Origin of the sequence: Pseudomonas sp. TH32 (genome assembly GCF_016650855.1) — a bacterium.
Lineage (GTDB): Bacteria > Pseudomonadota > Gammaproteobacteria > Pseudomonadales > Pseudomonadaceae > Aquipseudomonas.
The window spans coordinates 1,641,312-1,657,665 of the sequence record NZ_JAEKFA010000002.1; the positions used below are offsets into that span (position 1 = coordinate 1,641,312).

Below are 16,354 nucleotides of genomic sequence, written 5' to 3' on the forward strand. Positions count from 1 at the left end.
CGCAGGCAAGCCAGCTCCCACATTGATCCGGTTTCGTCAGTGACTTGTCGTGAATATCCCCGTCCAGTTTCGCGAGGTTTTGCCATGCAAACGCTAAGGCGCGTCTGGGAGCACCTGGAGGAAGGCTTTATCGCCATCCTGCTGGCCGCCATGACCCTGGTGACTTTTGTCTACGTCATGCTCAACAACATCTACACGCTGTTCTTTTCCCTTGCCGATAAATGGGCGTGGAGCAGCGGATTCTTTAACGCCCTGGGTGACCACACCATGGGCTGGGCCCAGGACATGACCTGGAGCGTGGCGCTGACCAAGGCCATGTTCGGCTGGCTGATTTTCTTCGGTATCTCCTACGGCGTACGTACCGCCGGCCACCTGGGGGTGGATGCGCTGGTCAAGCTGACGCCACGCCGGGTGCAGCGCGTGCTGGGCATGCTGGCCTGCCTGTGCTGCCTGGCCTACGCCGGGCTGTTCATGGTCGCCAGCTACAAGTGGCTGACGGCGGTGACGACCGCGCACATCGGCGCCGAAGACCTCGACAAGTTCGGCATCGATGTCAGCGACATTGTGGTGATCGTGCCGATTGGCTTTGCGCTGGTGTTCATCCGCTACCTCGAAATCTTCTACCGCATCTTCACTCACCGCCAAACCGGGCTGGGCCTGGCCGACGAAGCCGGTGAAGCCAGCAAGTTGGCCGGCAGCCATGAGGAGCGTCACTGATGGCCGTTCTGTGTCTGTTTTTGCTGCTGTTCGTGTTCATGTTCCTCGGCGTGCCCATTGCGATTTCCCTGGGTTTGTCGGGCGCGGTGTCGATCCTGATGTTCAGCCCGGACTCGGTGAGTTCGCTGGCGATCAAGCTGTTTGAAACCTCGGACGCCTACACCTTCCTGGCGATCCCGTTCTTCCTGCTGTCGGGTGCGTTCATGACCACCGGCGGAGTGGCGCAACGGCTGATCGACTTTGCCAACGCCTGCGTCGGGCACATCCGGGGCGGCCTGGCGATTGCCGCCGTGTTGGCCTGCATGCTGTTTGCCGCGCTGTCGGGGTCATCGCCTGCGACGGTGGCCGCGGTGGGCTCGATTGCCGTGGCGGGCATGGTGCGCTCGGGCTACCCGAAGGAATTCGGCGCCGGGATCATCTGCAACGCCGGTACCCTGGGCATCCTGATTCCGCCATCGATTGTGATGGTGGTGTATTCGGCGGCCACCGAAACATCGGTGGGCAAGCTGTTCATGGCCGGGGTGATTCCGGGCCTGCTGCTGGGCTTGATGCTGATGGTCGCGATCTACATCGTCGCGCGCATCAAGAAGCTGCCGGCTCAGCCTCGGGCGACCTTCCGCGAGTGGCTGACCTGTGCCCGCCGGGCATTCTGGGGCTTGCTGCTGTTGGTGATCATCCTGGGCGGCATCTACAGCGGCATGTTTACGCCGACTGAAGCGGCGGCGGTGGCGGCGGTGTATTCGGCGTTTGTCGCGCTGTTCGTCTACAAGGACATGAAGATCAAGGACTGCCCCAAAGTCCTGCTGGAGTCCGGGCGCCTGGCGATCATGCTGATGTTTATCATCGCCAACGCCATGCTCTTTGCCCACGTGCTGACCACTGAACAAATCCCCAGGAAATCACCGCGTGGGTGATCTCTGAAGGCCTGACGCCGATTGGCTTCCTGATCATGGTCAACGTGGTGCTGCTGGTGGCGGGCAGCTTTATGGAGCCGTCGGCGATCGTATTGATCCTGGCACCGATCTTCTTCCCGATCGCGATGAAACTGGGGATCGACCCGATTCACCTGGGGATCGTGATGGTGGTCAACATGGAGATTGGCCTGGTGCATCCGCCGGTGGGGTTGAACCTGTTTGTGACCTCGGCAGTGACCGGGCTGACCCTGGGGCAGACCATCCGCGCGGCATTGCCGTGGCTGATGATCCTGCTGGTGTTCCTGATCATGGTCACCTACCTGCCGTTCATCTCGCTGGCATTGCCGCACTGGCTGGGGATGTAAGCCACACCGAAAACAAAATGGGAGCCTTGGGCTCCCATTTTTTTGCTTATTTATCCATCGCACTCAAAATGGCATGGGCCGCTTTCACCCGTTCGGCGTTCGGGTAGTTCTTGTTCGCCAGGATCACCACCCCCAGGCCTTTGCTCGGCACGTACGCCACGTAGGCGCCAAAGCCACCGGTGGCGCCAGTCTTGTTTACCAGCGTGTCGGCATGGGGCGCTTGCGGTGGTGTCAACCAGCTGACCTTGTGAGGCTGGAAGGCCATTTGCGCCGAGTTGCCTGCAGTCAGGGCGTCCAGCGTGATCGGGTAGGGGTACATCTCCCAGCCGAGGCCCTGGGTCATGCCATCAACCGTGTAATAGCCGGTGTGGGTCGCGGCAATTGCCTGTTGCAGCGGCTTTTCCAGCTTCGCCGGGTGCATGTTCACTTCAACGTACTGAATCAGGTCCGAGGTGCTGGTCTTGATGCCGTAGGCCTCGGCGTCCAGGGCGCCAGGACCGACACGCACCGGTTTGCCGGCCTTGTCGTAACCCTGGGCGTACAGGTTCATCTGCGCCTTGGGCACGGTGATGAAGGTGTGCTTGAGGCCGAGTTTCGGCAGCAGGGTGTGCTCCATCAGCCGGTCAAACGGCTGGCCCAGGCTTTGGGCGGCGAGGTGGCCGAACAGGCCGATGCTCGGGTTGGAATACAGGCGTTGGGTGCCGGGGGCGAAATCCGGCTTCCAGTGCTGGTAGTAGCTGATCATCTTGCTGGCGTTATCGGACTCATCCGGGAATTGCAGCGGCAAGCCACCGGCGGTGTAGGTGCCGAGATTGAGCAGGCTGATGTGGTCAAACGTGTCGCCCCGCAGCGTCGGCAGGTACTGGCTGGCCGGGTCCGAGAGTTTCAGCTTGCCGTTGGCCAGCGCGTAGCCGGCGAGGGTGGCGGTGAAGGTCTTGCTCACCGAGCCGATTTCAAACAGGGTGTTTTCGGTGACCGGTTGTTTGCCGTCCTTGTTGGCGACGCCGTAGTTAAAGTATTGCGCCTTGCCGTCCTGAATCACCGCGACCGACAGGCCGGCAATATCCTGCTGCTGCATCAGGGGTTCGATGGTGCTGTCCACGACCTGGCGCAGGTCTGTGGCCGCCATGCAGTTGCCCGCGCCGAGCAATAAGGCGAGTATGCTGACTCTTGCTGCTGTTGAAGAACGTTCGTGCATGATGATCCGGCTTCCATAAAGTGATGTGTTGATGACCAATACCTGCGCGGGCGCCGCAAATTTAGGCAGATTGTACGACTTCGACAAACGATGATATCTCGCAGCAGCCATTAGAAAATTTAAGGTCAAGCCATGCTCCGCTCCCATTTGCCCCTCAACGCGCTGCGGGCCTTCGAAGCCTCCGCGCGGCATTTGAGTTTTACCCGGGCGGCCATCGAGTTGTGCGTCACCCAGGCGGCGGTCAGTCACCAGGTGAAAAGCCTGGAGGCCCAGCTCAATGTCACGTTGTTCAAACGCTTGCCTCGCGGCCTGATGCTCACCAGCGAAGGCGAAAGCTTGCTGCCGGTGCTGCGGGAATCCTTTGACCGGATCGCTCAAACCTTAGGCCAGTTTGAAGCCGGGCATTACCGCGAAGTGTTGACGGTGGGCGCGGTGGGCACCTTTGCCGTGGGTTGGTTGTTGCCCAGGCTTGCGGATTTCCAGGCGCGCTACCCGTTTATCGACTTGCGGCTGTCCACCAACAACAACCGCGTTGACGTGGCTGCTGAAGGCCTGGATTACGCGATCCGCTTTGGCGCGGGTGCGTGGCACGGCACCGAGGCGTGCCAGTTGCTGGAAGCGCCGCTGACGGTGCTGTGCGTGCCACAGATTGCCCGTCAATTGCAGGCCCCGGCAGACCTGTTGAAACACACATTGCTGCGTTCTTACCGCGCTGATGAATGGACCCAGTGGTTCCAGGCCGCCGGGCTGCCGGCTGACACGCTGGTGCCGCGCAGCATTGTGTTTGACTCGTCCCTGGCAATGATGGAAGCCGCGCTGCAAGGTGCAGGTGTGGCGTTGGCCCCGGCGATGATGTTCAGCCGGCAACTGGCGACGGATGTGATTCGCCAGCCGTTCGAGGTGGGCATCACCACCGGCAGCTATTGGCTGACCCGGTTGCAGTCGCGGGCCGAGACACCGGCGATGGCGGCATTCAAGGCTTGGTTGCGCGAAGTGGCAGCACCGGTGTAAATGATCGTTCTCATAAGGAGCCCTGATGCAAACTTCCGGCGTGGACATCCGTCAACTCAAGGCCTTCGTGGTAGTCGCCGAGGAGCTCAGCTTTGTGCGCGCGGCAACTCGCCTGCATGTCTCGCAACCGGCGCTGTCCCAGACCATCCGCCAGTTTGAAGCGCTGCTGGATGTGCAGCTGTTCCTGCGCAATACCCGCAACGTGACGCTGACCGAAGCCGGCCAGGCATTGCTGGTAGAGGCCCGGGAAATCGTCAATGGCGTGACCCGTCTGGTGCGCACCGCCCAGGAGCATGCACGCGGGGTGCGCGGCTCGTTGAACATCGGTTTCCTGATCGGCGCCGGCGTGGACCTGATGCCACAGATCCTCAGTGTGTTTGCCAGGCGCTACCCGGAGATCGAGCTGGTGGTGCGCGAGTATGACTTCGGCTCGCCCCATGCCGGGATCGATGAAGGCATGGACGTCTCGGTGCTGCGCCCGCCACTGGGACTGGCCGATATCGAGTTGCACACCCTGGTGACCGAACCGTGCGTGGCGTGCCTGGCGTCCAGCCACCGGTTGGCCGGGCAGAGCAGCGTGAGCATCTACGATGTACTGCAGGAACCGATCATTGCCGCACCGGGTGCCGGCGTGTGGCGCAGTTTCTGGACCGCCGACGCTTACCGCGACGGTCAGCCGGCACGGATCGTCCATGAAGCCTCGACGGTGGAAACCGAGTTGCAGGCAGTAGCGTCCGAGCGCGGGATCAGCATCACCGCGCTGTCCACTGCACGCTTCTATGCACGCCCTGGCCTGGCATTCCCGGTGATCAGCGATATGCCGATGTGTGAAGTGGCTGTGGCCTTGCCGCCACACCCGAGTGTGGCGGCGCGCAATTTTGCCGAGCTGGCGATGGAAGTGGCGAGCAGCCGGCGTTAGTCAGGACAGGTCGTGCAGGGATTTGCCATTGGGCGCACTGACCTGCAGTTCGGAAAACTCCACCTCCAGCCCGCCACGTTCCGGTGTGCAGCAGTAAGGCCCGACCTGATAGGACGCGGCCACGGGGAACGGCGCCAGACGCACCAACGGCCAGCTCACGCCGTCTACCGACACCTGCACGCGCAGTACGCCCTTGGCCACCGTGACGCGAATCCAGAACGCTTCGGGGTCCCCCGGGAACACACCGGTGGCCCAGTCCGACACGCTATTGGTCAACACACTGCTCAGCAGCGTCACGCCGTCGGACAGCTCTGCGCCGATCTTCACCCAATGCGCTTCATCGACCCGCACCATCAGGCCGGCCTGGTCATACAGGTGGGTAAATTCGCTGTGGATTTTGACCTGGGCGGTGAAGTCGCCGTCGGTTTCGACAAACAGGAAATGCCCGTTGTCGCGCACAAAACCATAATGGGTTTCGCGCCAGAAATCGGTGCTGGCATCGGTGCGGACCTTGAGGCGTTCGCCTTCTCGGCTCCAGTGCCGGGGTTGATTGAGCCAACTGGCCTGTTCAAACATCGGGAAGCTCCTTGTGGGTGACAAGACAAAACCCCGGCGTTCGGGGTTTTGTTGTTTGGCTGCAATCAGCGACTAGTGATCGAGCAATTTGCTGCTCGGCCCGGCGGTGCCATTGTTAAGGCGCGTGCGCAGCGAGAACCACCACCACAGCACACCGACGCCGAGTGTAACCCCGGTGGTAACGGCGCCGGTGTGGCTTTCTTCCGGCACGCTCAGGGTCAGGATCACCGCGATGGCCCACAGGCCGCCGAGGATGATCATGGGCAACAACCAGCGACCCAGGCTGAATACACCGTCGGGCGCCCCGGGCATCCTGCCGTTTTTATAGGCCAGGTATGCGGCAATCAACGTCAGCAGGTAGGTGCAGTAGTAGGTCAGGCCGACCATCGAGTAGATCGCGGTGACAAACCCGCCGCTCGCCAGGTTCAGCAGTACGGCGATGGCGGTGATCAGCACAATGGCAGCGACCGGCGTACCGAAGTGCGGGTTGATCTTCGCCAGCACTTTGGAGCCGGGCAGCATGTTGTCCCGGGACAGGGCGAAGGTCATGCGCGTGGCCACGGCCATATTGGCGATCAGGCAGGCGAGGATCGAGGCAAACGCGATCACGATCATGCCCATGCCGGCGGCGTTGCCCAGTTGCAGGCGCACGATATTGATCACCGGGTTTTCGCTGTGGCTGAGCAACTCGCTGACCGAGCCCGGGATCGCAATGCTCAGCAAGGCGAACACCACGAAGCCCAATACGCTGGACACCAGCACCGCGCGAATCATCGCCCGGGGCGCGGCGCGGCGTGGGTCTTTGGTTTCCTCCGAAAGGTCGGCGGCGCCTTCCCAACCCAGCAGCACCGAGACCGGCAGCAGGGTGGCGAGGGCAATGGTGGTAAAGCTGATGCCGGCGCCGCTCACCGGCTGCGCCGAGGTCAGGATCGCCACGCCCTGGGTGTGCTCGAAGAAGAAAAACACCCCGAAGAACAACGCAATCGCCAGCAGCACGGTGCCGATGATTTCGATGATTGCGCCGATGTCGTTGATGCGTGTGGCCAGGCGTATCCCGCAGATGTTCAGCAGGCCTACCACCAGGGTCGCGCCGATGCTCAGGCCCTGGATCTGGCCCTGTGTCGGGTTGGCCCAGATCTCCGGTGCGAACACCGTGCCGATGGCCGCCGAGGTGGCTGCAGTACCCGCCACAAACGAGGTGAACGCGACCCAGCCGGTAAACCAGCCGAAGTGATTGCCCGCCAGCCGGCTGGACCATTGGTAGGCGTAGCCGGTAAGCGGAATGCGCCCGGCCAGGTGGCAGTAGACCATGACGATGCAGCACACCAGCGGGATTACCAGCAGCCACAGGAGAATGCCGATACCGCCGACCCGGTTGAACGGGTCGGCGAACAGCGTGACCACCCCGGTGTTGATCGAGACCATGGAAAAGGCCAGGGCAAACGAAGTAAACGAACTCATGGTGCGGTGCATCTTTTGCTCGTAGCCGAGGCTCGCGAGGTCGGCGTCGTCGCTGGACAACGGTGCCTGGGCATTCGGCGGGGCGGTCACGGTGTTTTCGACAAATGTGCTCATGGCCGTTGCTCCTCGATGATGCCGATCACCTCGTCCAGCACGTCGAGGGCCTTGGCCAGCAACGGGCGTTCGATATCCAGCGGCGGCTTGACCTTGATCAGGTTGCCCAGCCCTGCGTAACGGCTTTCGCCAAACAATACGCCGCGCTCCACTCCAAGGCGATACACCTCCTGGGATTCCCGGCAGGCCGGCTCCTTGGTGGTGCGGTCCTTGACCAGCTCAATGGAAGCCATCAGCCCCGGGCAGCGCACGTCGCCAATCAACGGGTGGCGGGTTTGCATGTCCTTGAGGCGGGCGGTGATGTAGTCGCCGGAGTCCCGCGCTTTTTCGCAGAGGTTGTCGGCGACGATGGCTTCCACCGTGGCGTAGCCGGCGGCCAGCGAGACCGGGAAGTGGCCGAAGGTCAGGGCTTCTTCGCCTTCGTCGAACCACTTGAGCTTGTCATCGGCCAGGATCCCGGCCAGGGGGAAGCCACCGCCGACGCCCTTGCCGAATACGATGATGTCGGGCAGCACGTCGTAATAGTCCGCAGCAAACATCGTACCCATGCGGCCGAAGCCGGTTTGGACCTCGTCAAAAATCAGCAGTACACCGAGGCGGTCGCAGAGCTCGCGTACGCCCTTGTAGTAGGAGCGCGGGAATTCGATGTGCCCGCCATTGCCCTGGATCGGTTCCATCATCACCGCCGCCACGCCACCGTCGACGCCCTTGAGGATGGTTTCTTCCAGCAGGCCGAGGCACAGCTGCGACTCGGTTTCCGGGTCCATGCCCAGGCGAGTGCGGTAGGGGTTGGGATGGGGCACACGGGTGAAGCGCGGTTGAATCGGCAAAAACGGGTTGTTCGGATGGGGCCAACTGGCGCCGAGGGTGGCGAGGGAGCGGCCGTGGTAGCCGTCTTGCAGCACCAGCAGGTTTTGCGCGCCGGGGCGGTTCTTGAAGGCCAGTTTCATTGCCATTTCACCGGCGAGGCTGCCATGCAGGGCGAAACCCATCTGGTTGAGGGCGCCGGGGAGACTTCCCGTAGCTTCTTCACCAGCCGGGTGTGGGCGGGCGAACCGAAGTTGGGGCGGATGTGGGTTATTTCGCGCAATTGCGCGACGGCGGCTTCCACCACCCGCGGGTCATTCGCCCCCAAATTGTTGGACCAGGCCTGGGCGGTGCAGTCGATGTATTCCTTGCCCTGGTCGTCCCATACCAGCGAGCCTCGGGCCTTGACCAGGTTGATCTTGGCGGGTGGGGTGTTCATCACTTCATTCATCTGCTTTATCTCTTTTGTTAGGGCGGCAGTGTTTGGGGATGTGTGCAGTTAGGGTTGTGACTCGCTGCATCGAGTTGACCCGATGCTAGTCCCGGGGGCGGGAGGAATAGAAAGACCGATTGCAGTGGGATTATTTGGTGTGGCTTATTAATAAAATCCGCTGAAACAAAATGAAACATTCGCGGCGGGCTACCCTCTACCGTATCCCCATGACGAGTGCCCCTATGAAAATCCCGCGTCCCTCTTCGCGAATGCCCCACCTCACGCAACTGCGCAACTTGAAGATGGCGCGCTCCGCCCACGCTTATGTGCGGGGCAGTACGGTTCAGTTTTATGAGTGGCTGCACAGCCAGCACGGCCGGCGCTTGCCTCACGGGCCGGCGATCTGGATCTGTGGCGACTGCCACGCTGGCAACCTCGGGCCCACGGGCGACACCAAGGGCCGGATCGACATGCATATCCGTGACCTTGACCAGGCGGTGATCGGTAACCCGGCCCATGACCTGGTGCGCCTGGCGTTGTCTTTGGCCACTGCTGCCCGGGGTTCGGATTTGCCGGGGGTGACCACCGCCCGCATGCTCGAAGAGATGATGGTGGGGTACGCCCAGGCGTTTAAGGACAAGCCCGACGAAGCACCGCCGCGCCCGTCCCAGGTCAAGGCCGGGATGCGCAGTGCGGTGGAGCGCACCTGGAAAAATCTGGCCCGGGAGCGTATTGAAAGCACCCGGCCGACGATTCCGTTGGGCAAGCATTTCTGGTCGTTGTCCCGGGCGGAAAAGTCAGCCCTGGAGACGTTGTGCGCCTCGGATGAAATCCACCGGCTGGTCACCTCCCTTAAAGGCCGGTCCAACGATGACCAGGTTGAGTTGCTGGACTCGGCGTATTGGGTCAAGGGTTGCAGCTCCCTTGGGTTATTGCGGTATGCGGTGTTGTTGGGGGTAGGGGATGGGTCTGATCAGGAGTATTGCCTGATCGATATCAAGGAAGCGGTTGGCGCTGCGGCGCCGCGTGCGGCGCGGGCGAAGATGCCTCGGGATAACGGCCGGCGGGTAGTGGAGGGCGCACGGCATTTGTCACCGGCGTTGGGAGAACGGATGCTGGCGACGCGGTTTCTGGACCACGGGTTTTTCATCCGTGAATTGCTGCCCCAGGACATGAAACTGGAACTGGATGAACTCAGCGAAATAGATGCGATGCACGCGGCCGGGTACCTGGCGCGGGTGGTCGGCGTCGCGCATGCACGGCAGATGGACCGGGACACGCGCAAGGACTGGATGGCGATGTTGCAGGAGAACCGCTCGAAGCGGCTGGATGCGCCTTCGTGGCTGTGGACCAGCGTGGTGCAGTTGGTGGGGAGCCACGAGGAAGGGTATTTGAATCATTGCCGGCGGTATGCGCTGGAGCACTGACCCGGGAAACACCTGAATCACTGTAGGAGCTGGCTTGCCTGCGATGGCATCACCGCGGTGCATCTGACACACCGAGGTGATGCCATCGCAGGCAAGCCAGCTCCTACATGATCGGTTTCAGGCCAGGTATTTCTTGAACCAACCCAACGTCCGCTCCCACGCCAGATTCGCCGCCGCCTCGTCATACCTCGGCGTCGAATCGTTGTGGAACCCATGATTGGCGCCCTTGTAGATAAACGCCTCATACGTCGTACCCGCCGCCTTCAACGCCTTCTCATACGCCGGCCAGCCCTCGTTGATTCGCGTATCCAGTTCACCGTAATGCAGCATGATCGGCGCCTTGATCCGTGGCACGTCCTTGTCTTGCGGCTGGCGCCCGTAAAACGACACCGCCGCGCCCAGTTCCGGATACGCCACCGCTGCCGCATTGGTCACGCCGCCGCCGTAGCAGAACCCGGTGATCCCCACCTTGCCGGTGCTGGCGTCGTGGTGCATCAGCCATTCGATGGCGGCGAAGAAGTCGTTCATCAGCTTCTCGGGGTCGACTTTCTGCTGCAGTTCCACGCCTTTCTCATCGTTGCCGGGATAGCCACCGACCGAGGTCAAGCCGTCTGGCGCCAGGGCAATAAACCCGGCCTTGGCCAGCCGGCGGGCGACGTCTTCGATGTATGGGTTCAGCCCACGGTTCTCGTGCACCACCACCACCGCCGGCACCTTGCCGGTGGCCTTGGCCGGGCGCACCAGGTAGCCCCGGACGGTACCGTTGCCCTTGGGTGACGGGTAGGTGATGTAGTCGGCGACGATCTCCGGGTCGGTGAATTTCACTTGCTCGGCCAAGGCATAGTTGGGGCTCAGGGCGGCGAGCAGGGCCGACGCCGTCAGCCCGCCAAAGGTGAACAGCGCCGCGCGGTCGAGAAATTCCCGGCGGTTGATCTTGCCGTGGGCGTAGCCGTCGTAAAGCTCCAGCAGTTCAGGGGCGAAGTCTTTGGCGGTCAGGCGAGTCATCGGTGGCGTCCTCGATTAGCGGTGTGACTGAATGTAGACCAGTATCAGGCTTCCCGGCCATGGGCCGCGGCGGCCAATCGCCCGGTGTCGACCCGCACGAACACCGAGTCGCCAATTGCCGTCAGCACGCCATCGGCGTACACCTCGCACACCACGCGGGTCTTGCGGCCGACCTCACCCTCGACTTTCGCGCGCAAGGTCAGCGGCACGCCCATCGGCGTGGGCTTGATAAATTTTATGCCCAGGTTACCGGTGACGCAGTCGATACGCGGCAGGGTCCCCGGTTCACGCTGTTCGGCCTGGTAGTGATAGGCCATGGCGGTCCAGTTCGAATGGCAGTCCACCAGCATCGCGATCAACCCGCCGTAGACCAGGTCTGGCCAGCCGCAGTATTGGGCGTCGGGCTGGTGCTCGGCGATCACGTGGATGCCGTCGGCGTCCCAGCGGCTCTTGATGTGCAGGCCGTGGGGGTTGCTGCTGCCGCAACCGTAACAGACGCCTTCGGGGGCGGTGGTGTCTTGCAGGGAAAGCGCGGGCATCGTGGCTCCTTGTTGTTTGAGTTCCGTCGGGGCACGAGCCTAATGCCAGGCGCGGGAATAAATCCAGCACCTACGCTGTTACTACTGCACAGCGTGTTCATTTCCAGTTGAGTACCCCATGAAACGTCGATTGCTAGCCGCCTTCCTTACCCTCGGCACCTTGTCCAGCGCGTATGCCGTGGAATACACCGACGTCAACCCGGCGGCGAGCACCATCAGCTTCACCTATGACCAGATGGGCCAGCAGGTGTACGGCACCTTCGGCACGTATTCGGCCACCCTGCGTTTCGATACGCAAAACCCCGCTGCCGCCAGCACCGTGCTGACCATCCAACTGCCGAGCATCAATGCCGGCAGCGACGACGCCAACACCGAACTGCCCAAGCCCGGCTGGTTCGACATGACCACCTACCCGGTGGGCACCTTTACCTCCACCCATATCACCGACCTGGGCGACAACCGCTACCTGTTCAGCGGCAACCTGACCCTCAAGGGCCAGACCAGGCCGGTGGAGGTCAAGGTGGCCCTGAAGGAGCAAAGCGGCATTGGCGTGTTCGACGGCGAATTTGTGCTCAAGCGCGACGACTTCAAGATCGGCGCGGGCGAGTGGGCCGACAGCGTGGTATCGAACGAGATCCTCATCAAGTTCAAGATGGTTGCGCCTGAACGCTGAGAGCTGAGACTCTGGCGACTCTGAATAACCCCCCGGTAACGTCATGGACGATATTGCTTACAGCGACAAACAACGCTGGCTGGCCCTGACCCGCATCAACACCCTGTCGGTGCTGTCCCAGATTGTGCAAATCGGCACCATCACGCCGTTGCTGTCGTTGTCCCTGGAACAGAAGGGCGTGGACGCGGCGAAAATCGGGGTGATCGTCAGCGCCTCGTGGATCGCGATCCTGCTGCTGTACAAGGTCGTGCCACCGTTGTTGGGGCACCTGGGGTTGGTCAGGGCCAATCTGCTCAGTGTGGTCCTGACTGTGCTGGGGCTGATCGGCATGACGCTGACCAGTGAACTGGCGCTGCTGTTCACGTTGAACTTTGTGCTGGGCATTGGCTTGATCCTGCGCTGGATCGCTTGTGATACCTGGATCGTCTCCGTGGCCACCGACAGCGAACGCGGCCGGGCCATTGGCGTGCACGAAACCCTGATGGGCCTGGGAATTGCCGTCGGGCCCTTGCTGCTGGTGGTGTTCGGGGTCGACAGTGCGATTCCCTATTACGCCTGTGCGGCCATCGTGCTGCTGTCCGGTGGCATTGCGTTGAGCTTGAAAGGGCACGATTCGCGGCCGAAAACACCGGCGGAGAAACGCCACGGCAAACTGTTCAGCGTGATCCCGGTGGCGTTGTGCGGCGCGTTTATCGCCGGGTTCTCGGAGACCTCATCGGTGTCCTTCCTCGGTGCCTACAGTCTCTCGACGGGCTATGTGCTGACGGCGGCGACGTTGCTGATCTCGGTATTCGGCATCGGCGGTACCGTGCTGCAACTGCCCATCGGCTGGATGGCGGACAGAAGCTCGTACAAGACCGGCCAGTTGGTCTGCGGCCTGGTGGTGCTGCTGGGCACCCTGGCGATTCCCTTCAGCCAATCGCTGCCGTGGTTGTCGACGCTGATCGTGTTTGTGTGGGGCGGCGCGATTGGCGGCATGAACACCCTGGCGGTGATCGAGGCGGGAGACCGGGTGGCCGAGCATCAGGTGTCTACCGCGATGACTGCGATTGCGCTGTTCTACACCCTGGGCAGCGTGCTCGGGCCGATTGCCACGGGGGCGACGGTGTCTTACGTCAGCCCTCATGGCTTGATGATCAGTGTCGGCGTGGCCGGTGGACTGTTTATCGCGTTGTTGACGTTGAGGAAGGCCGCCTAGCGCGCGAACTTCTTCGCGCCCGCCACACAGGCAATCACCGCGACCGTCACCACCAGCATGCCCAGGCTCACCTGCTCATGCAGCAGCGTGGCCGCCAGTGCCAGGCCAAAGAACGGTTGCAGCAACTGCAACTGGCCCACGGCGGCGATGCCGCCCTGGGCCAGCCCGCGATACCAGAACACAAACCCGATCAGCATGCTGAACAGCGACACATAGGCCAGGCAGAGCCAGGCGGGCAGGCTGATGCCGGTGAAAGACTGCGGGGCGAAAATCGCCGTCAGTGGCGCGACGATCGGCAGCGAGACCACCAGTGCCCAGCAGATCACCTGCCAGCCGCCCAGGGTGCGCGAGAGTTTGGCGCCTTCGGCATAACCCAGGCCGCACACCACAATCGCGAGCAGCATCAGCACATCCCCGAGTGGCGCGGCGCTCAGTCCTTGGGACACGGCGTAGCCCACCACCAGCAGGCTGCCGAGGATCGAGAACAGCCAGAACACCGGCTTGGGCCGCTCGCCGCCACGCAACACGCCGAACACCGCAGTGGCCAACGGCAGCAGGCCGACAAACACAATGGAGTGGGCGCTGGTGACGTACTGCAAGGCCAATGCGGTGAGCAGCGGGAAGCCGATCACAACGCCCAGCGCGACGATTGCCAGGGGCAGTAACTGGTGGCGGGCCGGGCGCTTTTCCTTGAACAGCCACAGCAGGCACAGGCCGAGCAGCGCGGCGATGGTGGCGCGGGCGACGGTCAGGAAAACCGGATCAAATTCCAGCACCGCCAGGCGCGTGGCGGGCAGTGAACCGCTGAAGATCACCACGCCGATAAAGCCATTGATCCAGCCGCTGGCGTTGTGTTCCCGTGTGTTGAGGTGGGTGGTGCGTTCCATGGGCGTAGGGCTCGATGAAAGGATAAGTTGCGTCCTTCGCATCCTATGATTCACCCTTAAGACAATCAAAAAATTGTCATGGATACATCGCCTATGCCTCGCGCCCGCTACAAGACCCTGGTGGATACGTTCGCGCGGGATATCCGCTCCGGCACACTGGCGGCGGGCACCCGTTTGCCGACCCACCGCCAGTTGGCCGCCAGCCACGGCCTGGCGCTGGTCACGGCCAGCCGGGTGTACACCGAGCTGGAGGCCATGGGCCTGGTCAGTGGCGAGACCGGGCGCGGGACCTTTGTGCGGGAAATCGCGTTGTCGCCGGGGCAGGGCGTCGGTCAGATCGCGGTGGCCGCGGGCATGATCGACCTCAACTTCAATTACCCGTCGCTGCCGAGCCAGACCGACCTGCTGCGCACGGCGTTGCGCCAATTGGCGCTGTCCGGCGACCTGGCCGCACTGCTGCGCTACCAGCCCCACGCCGGCCGCCTGCATGAGCGGGCGGCGGTGGCGCGGCACCTGGCGAGCCGTGGCCTGACGGTGCAAGCCGAGCAGGTGCTGATTGTCAGCGGGGCCCAGCACGGGCTGGCGGTGACCCTGATGTCGCTGTTGAAGCCCGGTGATGTGGTGGCGGTGGATGCGCTGACCTATTCCGGGTTCAAGGTACTGGCCGAGACGCTGCACCTGGAAATCGTCGCGATCCCGGTAACCGCGACCGGGCCGGACCTGACCTTCCTCGAAAAACTCTGTGCGCGGCGCCCGGTACGTGCGGTGTACAGCATGCCGACCTTGCATAACCCGTTGGGTTGGGTGATGAGCATGGAGCAGCGCGAGCACCTGGTGGCGATTGCCCGTCGGCATGAGTTGACCCTGATCGAGGACGCCGCCTACGCGTTTCTAGCCGAGGACGCGCCACCACCCTTGGCCGAACTGGCGCCGGAGCGCACGGTGTATGTGTCGGGGTTGTCCAAGAGTGTCGCCACCGGGCTGCGGGTGGGTTTCGTCGCCGCGCCCCAGCCGTGGATGGCGGCGCTGGAGCGTACGGTCATGGCCACCACCTGGAACACCCCGGGGTGATGACTGCCGTCGCGGCGGCGTGGCTTGACGACGGCACCGTGCAACAACTGGAAGCGCAAAAACGCGAGGATGCCCGGGCGCGCCAGGCGGTGGCCGATGAGGTGTTGGCGGGGCTCAATGTGATCCGCCATCCGTCCTCGTATTTCTTGTGGCTGCCCTTGCCGGAAGACGCCCGCGCCGACCAGATCACCATGGCGCTGGCGCGGGAAAATATCTCGGTGTCCACCGCCGAGCCGTTTGCCGTCTCGGCCCACGTACCCCATGCCTTGCGCGTGGCGCTGGGGTCGGTGGATCGGCAGGTGCTGCGCGAGGCGCTGGTGAAAGTGCGCTGGGCGGTGGAGGCGTACTAGGCCGTTTGCCGACGCATCGTCAGCAGCAGTGTGCCGAACGCGATAAAGGTCGAGCCCACTACCCGGTCCACCCACTTGGAAAATGTTGGCCGCGCAAGCAAGCCCTTGGCCTGTGCGGCGAGCAGGGCGTACAGGGTCAGCGACAATGCCGACAGCGCCATGAAAATCAGGGTCAGCACCATGAATTGTGGGAGCAGTGCGCCGTGCTGGTTGATGAACTGCGGGAACAGTGCGGTAAAAAACAACACGGCCTTGGGGTTGGTGACGGCGGTCAGGAACGCCAGTTTGTAGAGTTTCCAGGGCGAAGGGGCGTTGACCCGCGTCGGTGCCTGGGAGTTGGTGGCCAGCAATGGGTTCTTCTTGAACAGGCTTTTGGCACCCAGATAAAACAGGTAGCCGGCACCGAGGATTTTTACCCCGTTGAACACCCATTCGGAGCTGAGGATCAACGCACCCAGCCCCAGCATCGCCGCAGCGGATACGCAGAACACGCCGCTGACATTACCCAGCGAAGACCACAGCGTTGAGCGTGCGCCATAGGCCAGGCTGTTGTTCAGCGCCATCAGGATCGCCGGGCCCGGGCTGGCGATGGCAATGGCGGCGACGAGGGTGTAGGCGAGTAGGGAGTGAAAGTCCATGTTCAGGCTCGGCGTCTGGTTAAAGCGCGATCCTACCCCTTTTTGAGTGTG

Annotated in this window: 13 protein-coding genes and 3 pseudogenes; 8 read left to right on the forward strand and 8 right to left on the reverse strand. The window is 62.6% G+C overall.

From position 1 onward, the window contains the following. Positions 1-84: 84 nt before the first annotated feature. Positions 85-717, forward strand: coding sequence for a TRAP transporter small permease (locus tag JFV30_RS11120; RefSeq protein WP_010169753.1), 633 nt, complete (start codon positions 85-87; stop codon positions 715-717). After that, a pseudogene (dctM, locus tag JFV30_RS11125) lies at positions 717-1,996 on the forward strand (C4-dicarboxylate TRAP transporter large permease protein DctM). Before JFV30_RS11120 ends, dctM begins: the two are co-directional and overlap by 1 nt. 46 nt (positions 1,997-2,042) lie before the next feature. Here dctM and ampC read toward each other — a convergent pair. Next, positions 2,043-3,194 carry a class C beta-lactamase gene (gene ampC, locus JFV30_RS11130; protein WP_201123655.1) on the reverse strand — a complete coding sequence of 384 codons (1,152 nt, stop codon included), beginning with the start codon at positions 3,192-3,194 and terminating at the stop codon, positions 2,043-2,045. A 132-nt stretch (positions 3,195-3,326) separates the two neighbouring features. Here ampC and JFV30_RS11135 point away from each other — a divergent pair, with 132 nt between their 5' ends. Then, entirely contained in the window at positions 3,327-4,205 is an 879-nt protein-coding gene (locus JFV30_RS11135; RefSeq protein WP_201123656.1) for a LysR family transcriptional regulator, read from the forward strand. Positions 4,206-4,230: 25 nt separating this feature from the next. Next, the gene (locus tag JFV30_RS11140) at positions 4,231-5,124 is read left to right on the forward strand and encodes a LysR family transcriptional regulator (RefSeq protein WP_169388196.1); all 894 of its coding nucleotides are present in this window, start codon (positions 4,231-4,233) and stop codon (positions 5,122-5,124) included. Here the strand turns inward: JFV30_RS11140 and JFV30_RS11145 are convergent, their stop codons facing one another. From JFV30_RS11145 to JFV30_RS11155, 3 genes and pseudogenes are all read right to left on the reverse strand, one after another. Next, positions 5,125-5,700 carry a DUF1349 domain-containing protein gene (locus JFV30_RS11145; protein ID WP_201123658.1) on the reverse strand — a complete coding sequence of 192 codons (576 nt, stop codon included), beginning with the start codon at positions 5,698-5,700 and terminating at the stop codon, positions 5,125-5,127. It lies immediately after the preceding gene. Positions 5,701-5,772: 72 nt separating this feature from the next. Beyond that, positions 5,773-7,275, reverse strand: a complete 1,503-nt coding sequence (locus JFV30_RS11150) for an APC family permease (protein WP_201123660.1) — start codon at positions 7,273-7,275, stop codon at positions 5,773-5,775. Further along, positions 7,272-8,533: pseudogene (locus JFV30_RS11155) on the reverse strand (aspartate aminotransferase family protein). The gene JFV30_RS11150 and the pseudogene JFV30_RS11155 overlap by 4 nt, the downstream one beginning before the upstream one ends. Positions 8,534-8,757: 224 nt before the next feature. On the opposite strand from JFV30_RS11155, the gene JFV30_RS11160 reads away from it, so the two are divergent. After that, positions 8,758-9,942: a DUF2252 domain-containing protein gene (locus JFV30_RS11160; RefSeq protein ID WP_201123662.1), complete on the forward strand. Its 1,185-nt coding sequence runs from the start codon at positions 8,758-8,760 to the stop codon at positions 9,940-9,942. 117 nt (positions 9,943-10,059) lie between these two features. Here JFV30_RS11160 and yghX read toward each other — a convergent pair whose 3' ends face one another. Further along, positions 10,060-10,947, reverse strand: coding sequence for a YghX family hydrolase (gene yghX / locus JFV30_RS11165; protein ID WP_010169744.1), 888 nt, complete (start codon positions 10,945-10,947; stop codon positions 10,060-10,062). 44 nt (positions 10,948-10,991) lie between these two features. Next, positions 10,992-11,486 carry a PaaI family thioesterase gene (locus JFV30_RS11170; protein WP_010169743.1) on the reverse strand — a complete coding sequence of 165 codons (495 nt, stop codon included), beginning with the start codon at positions 11,484-11,486 and terminating at the stop codon, positions 10,992-10,994. A 118-nt stretch (positions 11,487-11,604) separates the two neighbouring features. Between JFV30_RS11170 and JFV30_RS11175 the strand changes: the two genes are divergently transcribed. Continuing rightward, entirely contained in the window at positions 11,605-12,159 is a 555-nt protein-coding gene (locus tag JFV30_RS11175) for a YceI family protein (protein WP_201123664.1), read from the forward strand. A gap of 43 nt (positions 12,160-12,202) precedes the next feature. Then, positions 12,203-13,357 (forward strand): MFS transporter, encoded by a 1,155-nt coding sequence (locus JFV30_RS11180; RefSeq protein ID WP_201123666.1) that lies wholly within the window; start codon positions 12,203-12,205, stop codon positions 13,355-13,357. Here the strand turns inward: JFV30_RS11180 and JFV30_RS11185 are convergent. Further along, positions 13,354-14,244 carry a DMT family transporter gene (locus JFV30_RS11185; protein WP_201123669.1) on the reverse strand — a complete coding sequence of 297 codons (891 nt, stop codon included), beginning with the start codon at positions 14,242-14,244 and terminating at the stop codon, positions 13,354-13,356. The two genes, JFV30_RS11180 and JFV30_RS11185, sit on opposite strands and share 4 nt — an antisense overlap. A gap of 93 nt (positions 14,245-14,337) precedes the next feature. Between JFV30_RS11185 and JFV30_RS11190 the strand changes: the two are divergent. Continuing rightward, positions 14,338-15,665 (forward strand): annotated as a pseudogene (locus JFV30_RS11190) (aminotransferase-like domain-containing protein). On the opposite strand, the gene JFV30_RS11195 reads toward JFV30_RS11190, so the two are convergent. Beyond that, positions 15,662-16,303, reverse strand: coding sequence for a LysE family translocator (locus JFV30_RS11195; protein WP_010169738.1), 642 nt, complete (start codon positions 16,301-16,303; stop codon positions 15,662-15,664). The pseudogene JFV30_RS11190 and the gene JFV30_RS11195 overlap by 4 nt on opposite strands. Positions 16,304-16,354: the final 51 nt, after the last annotated feature.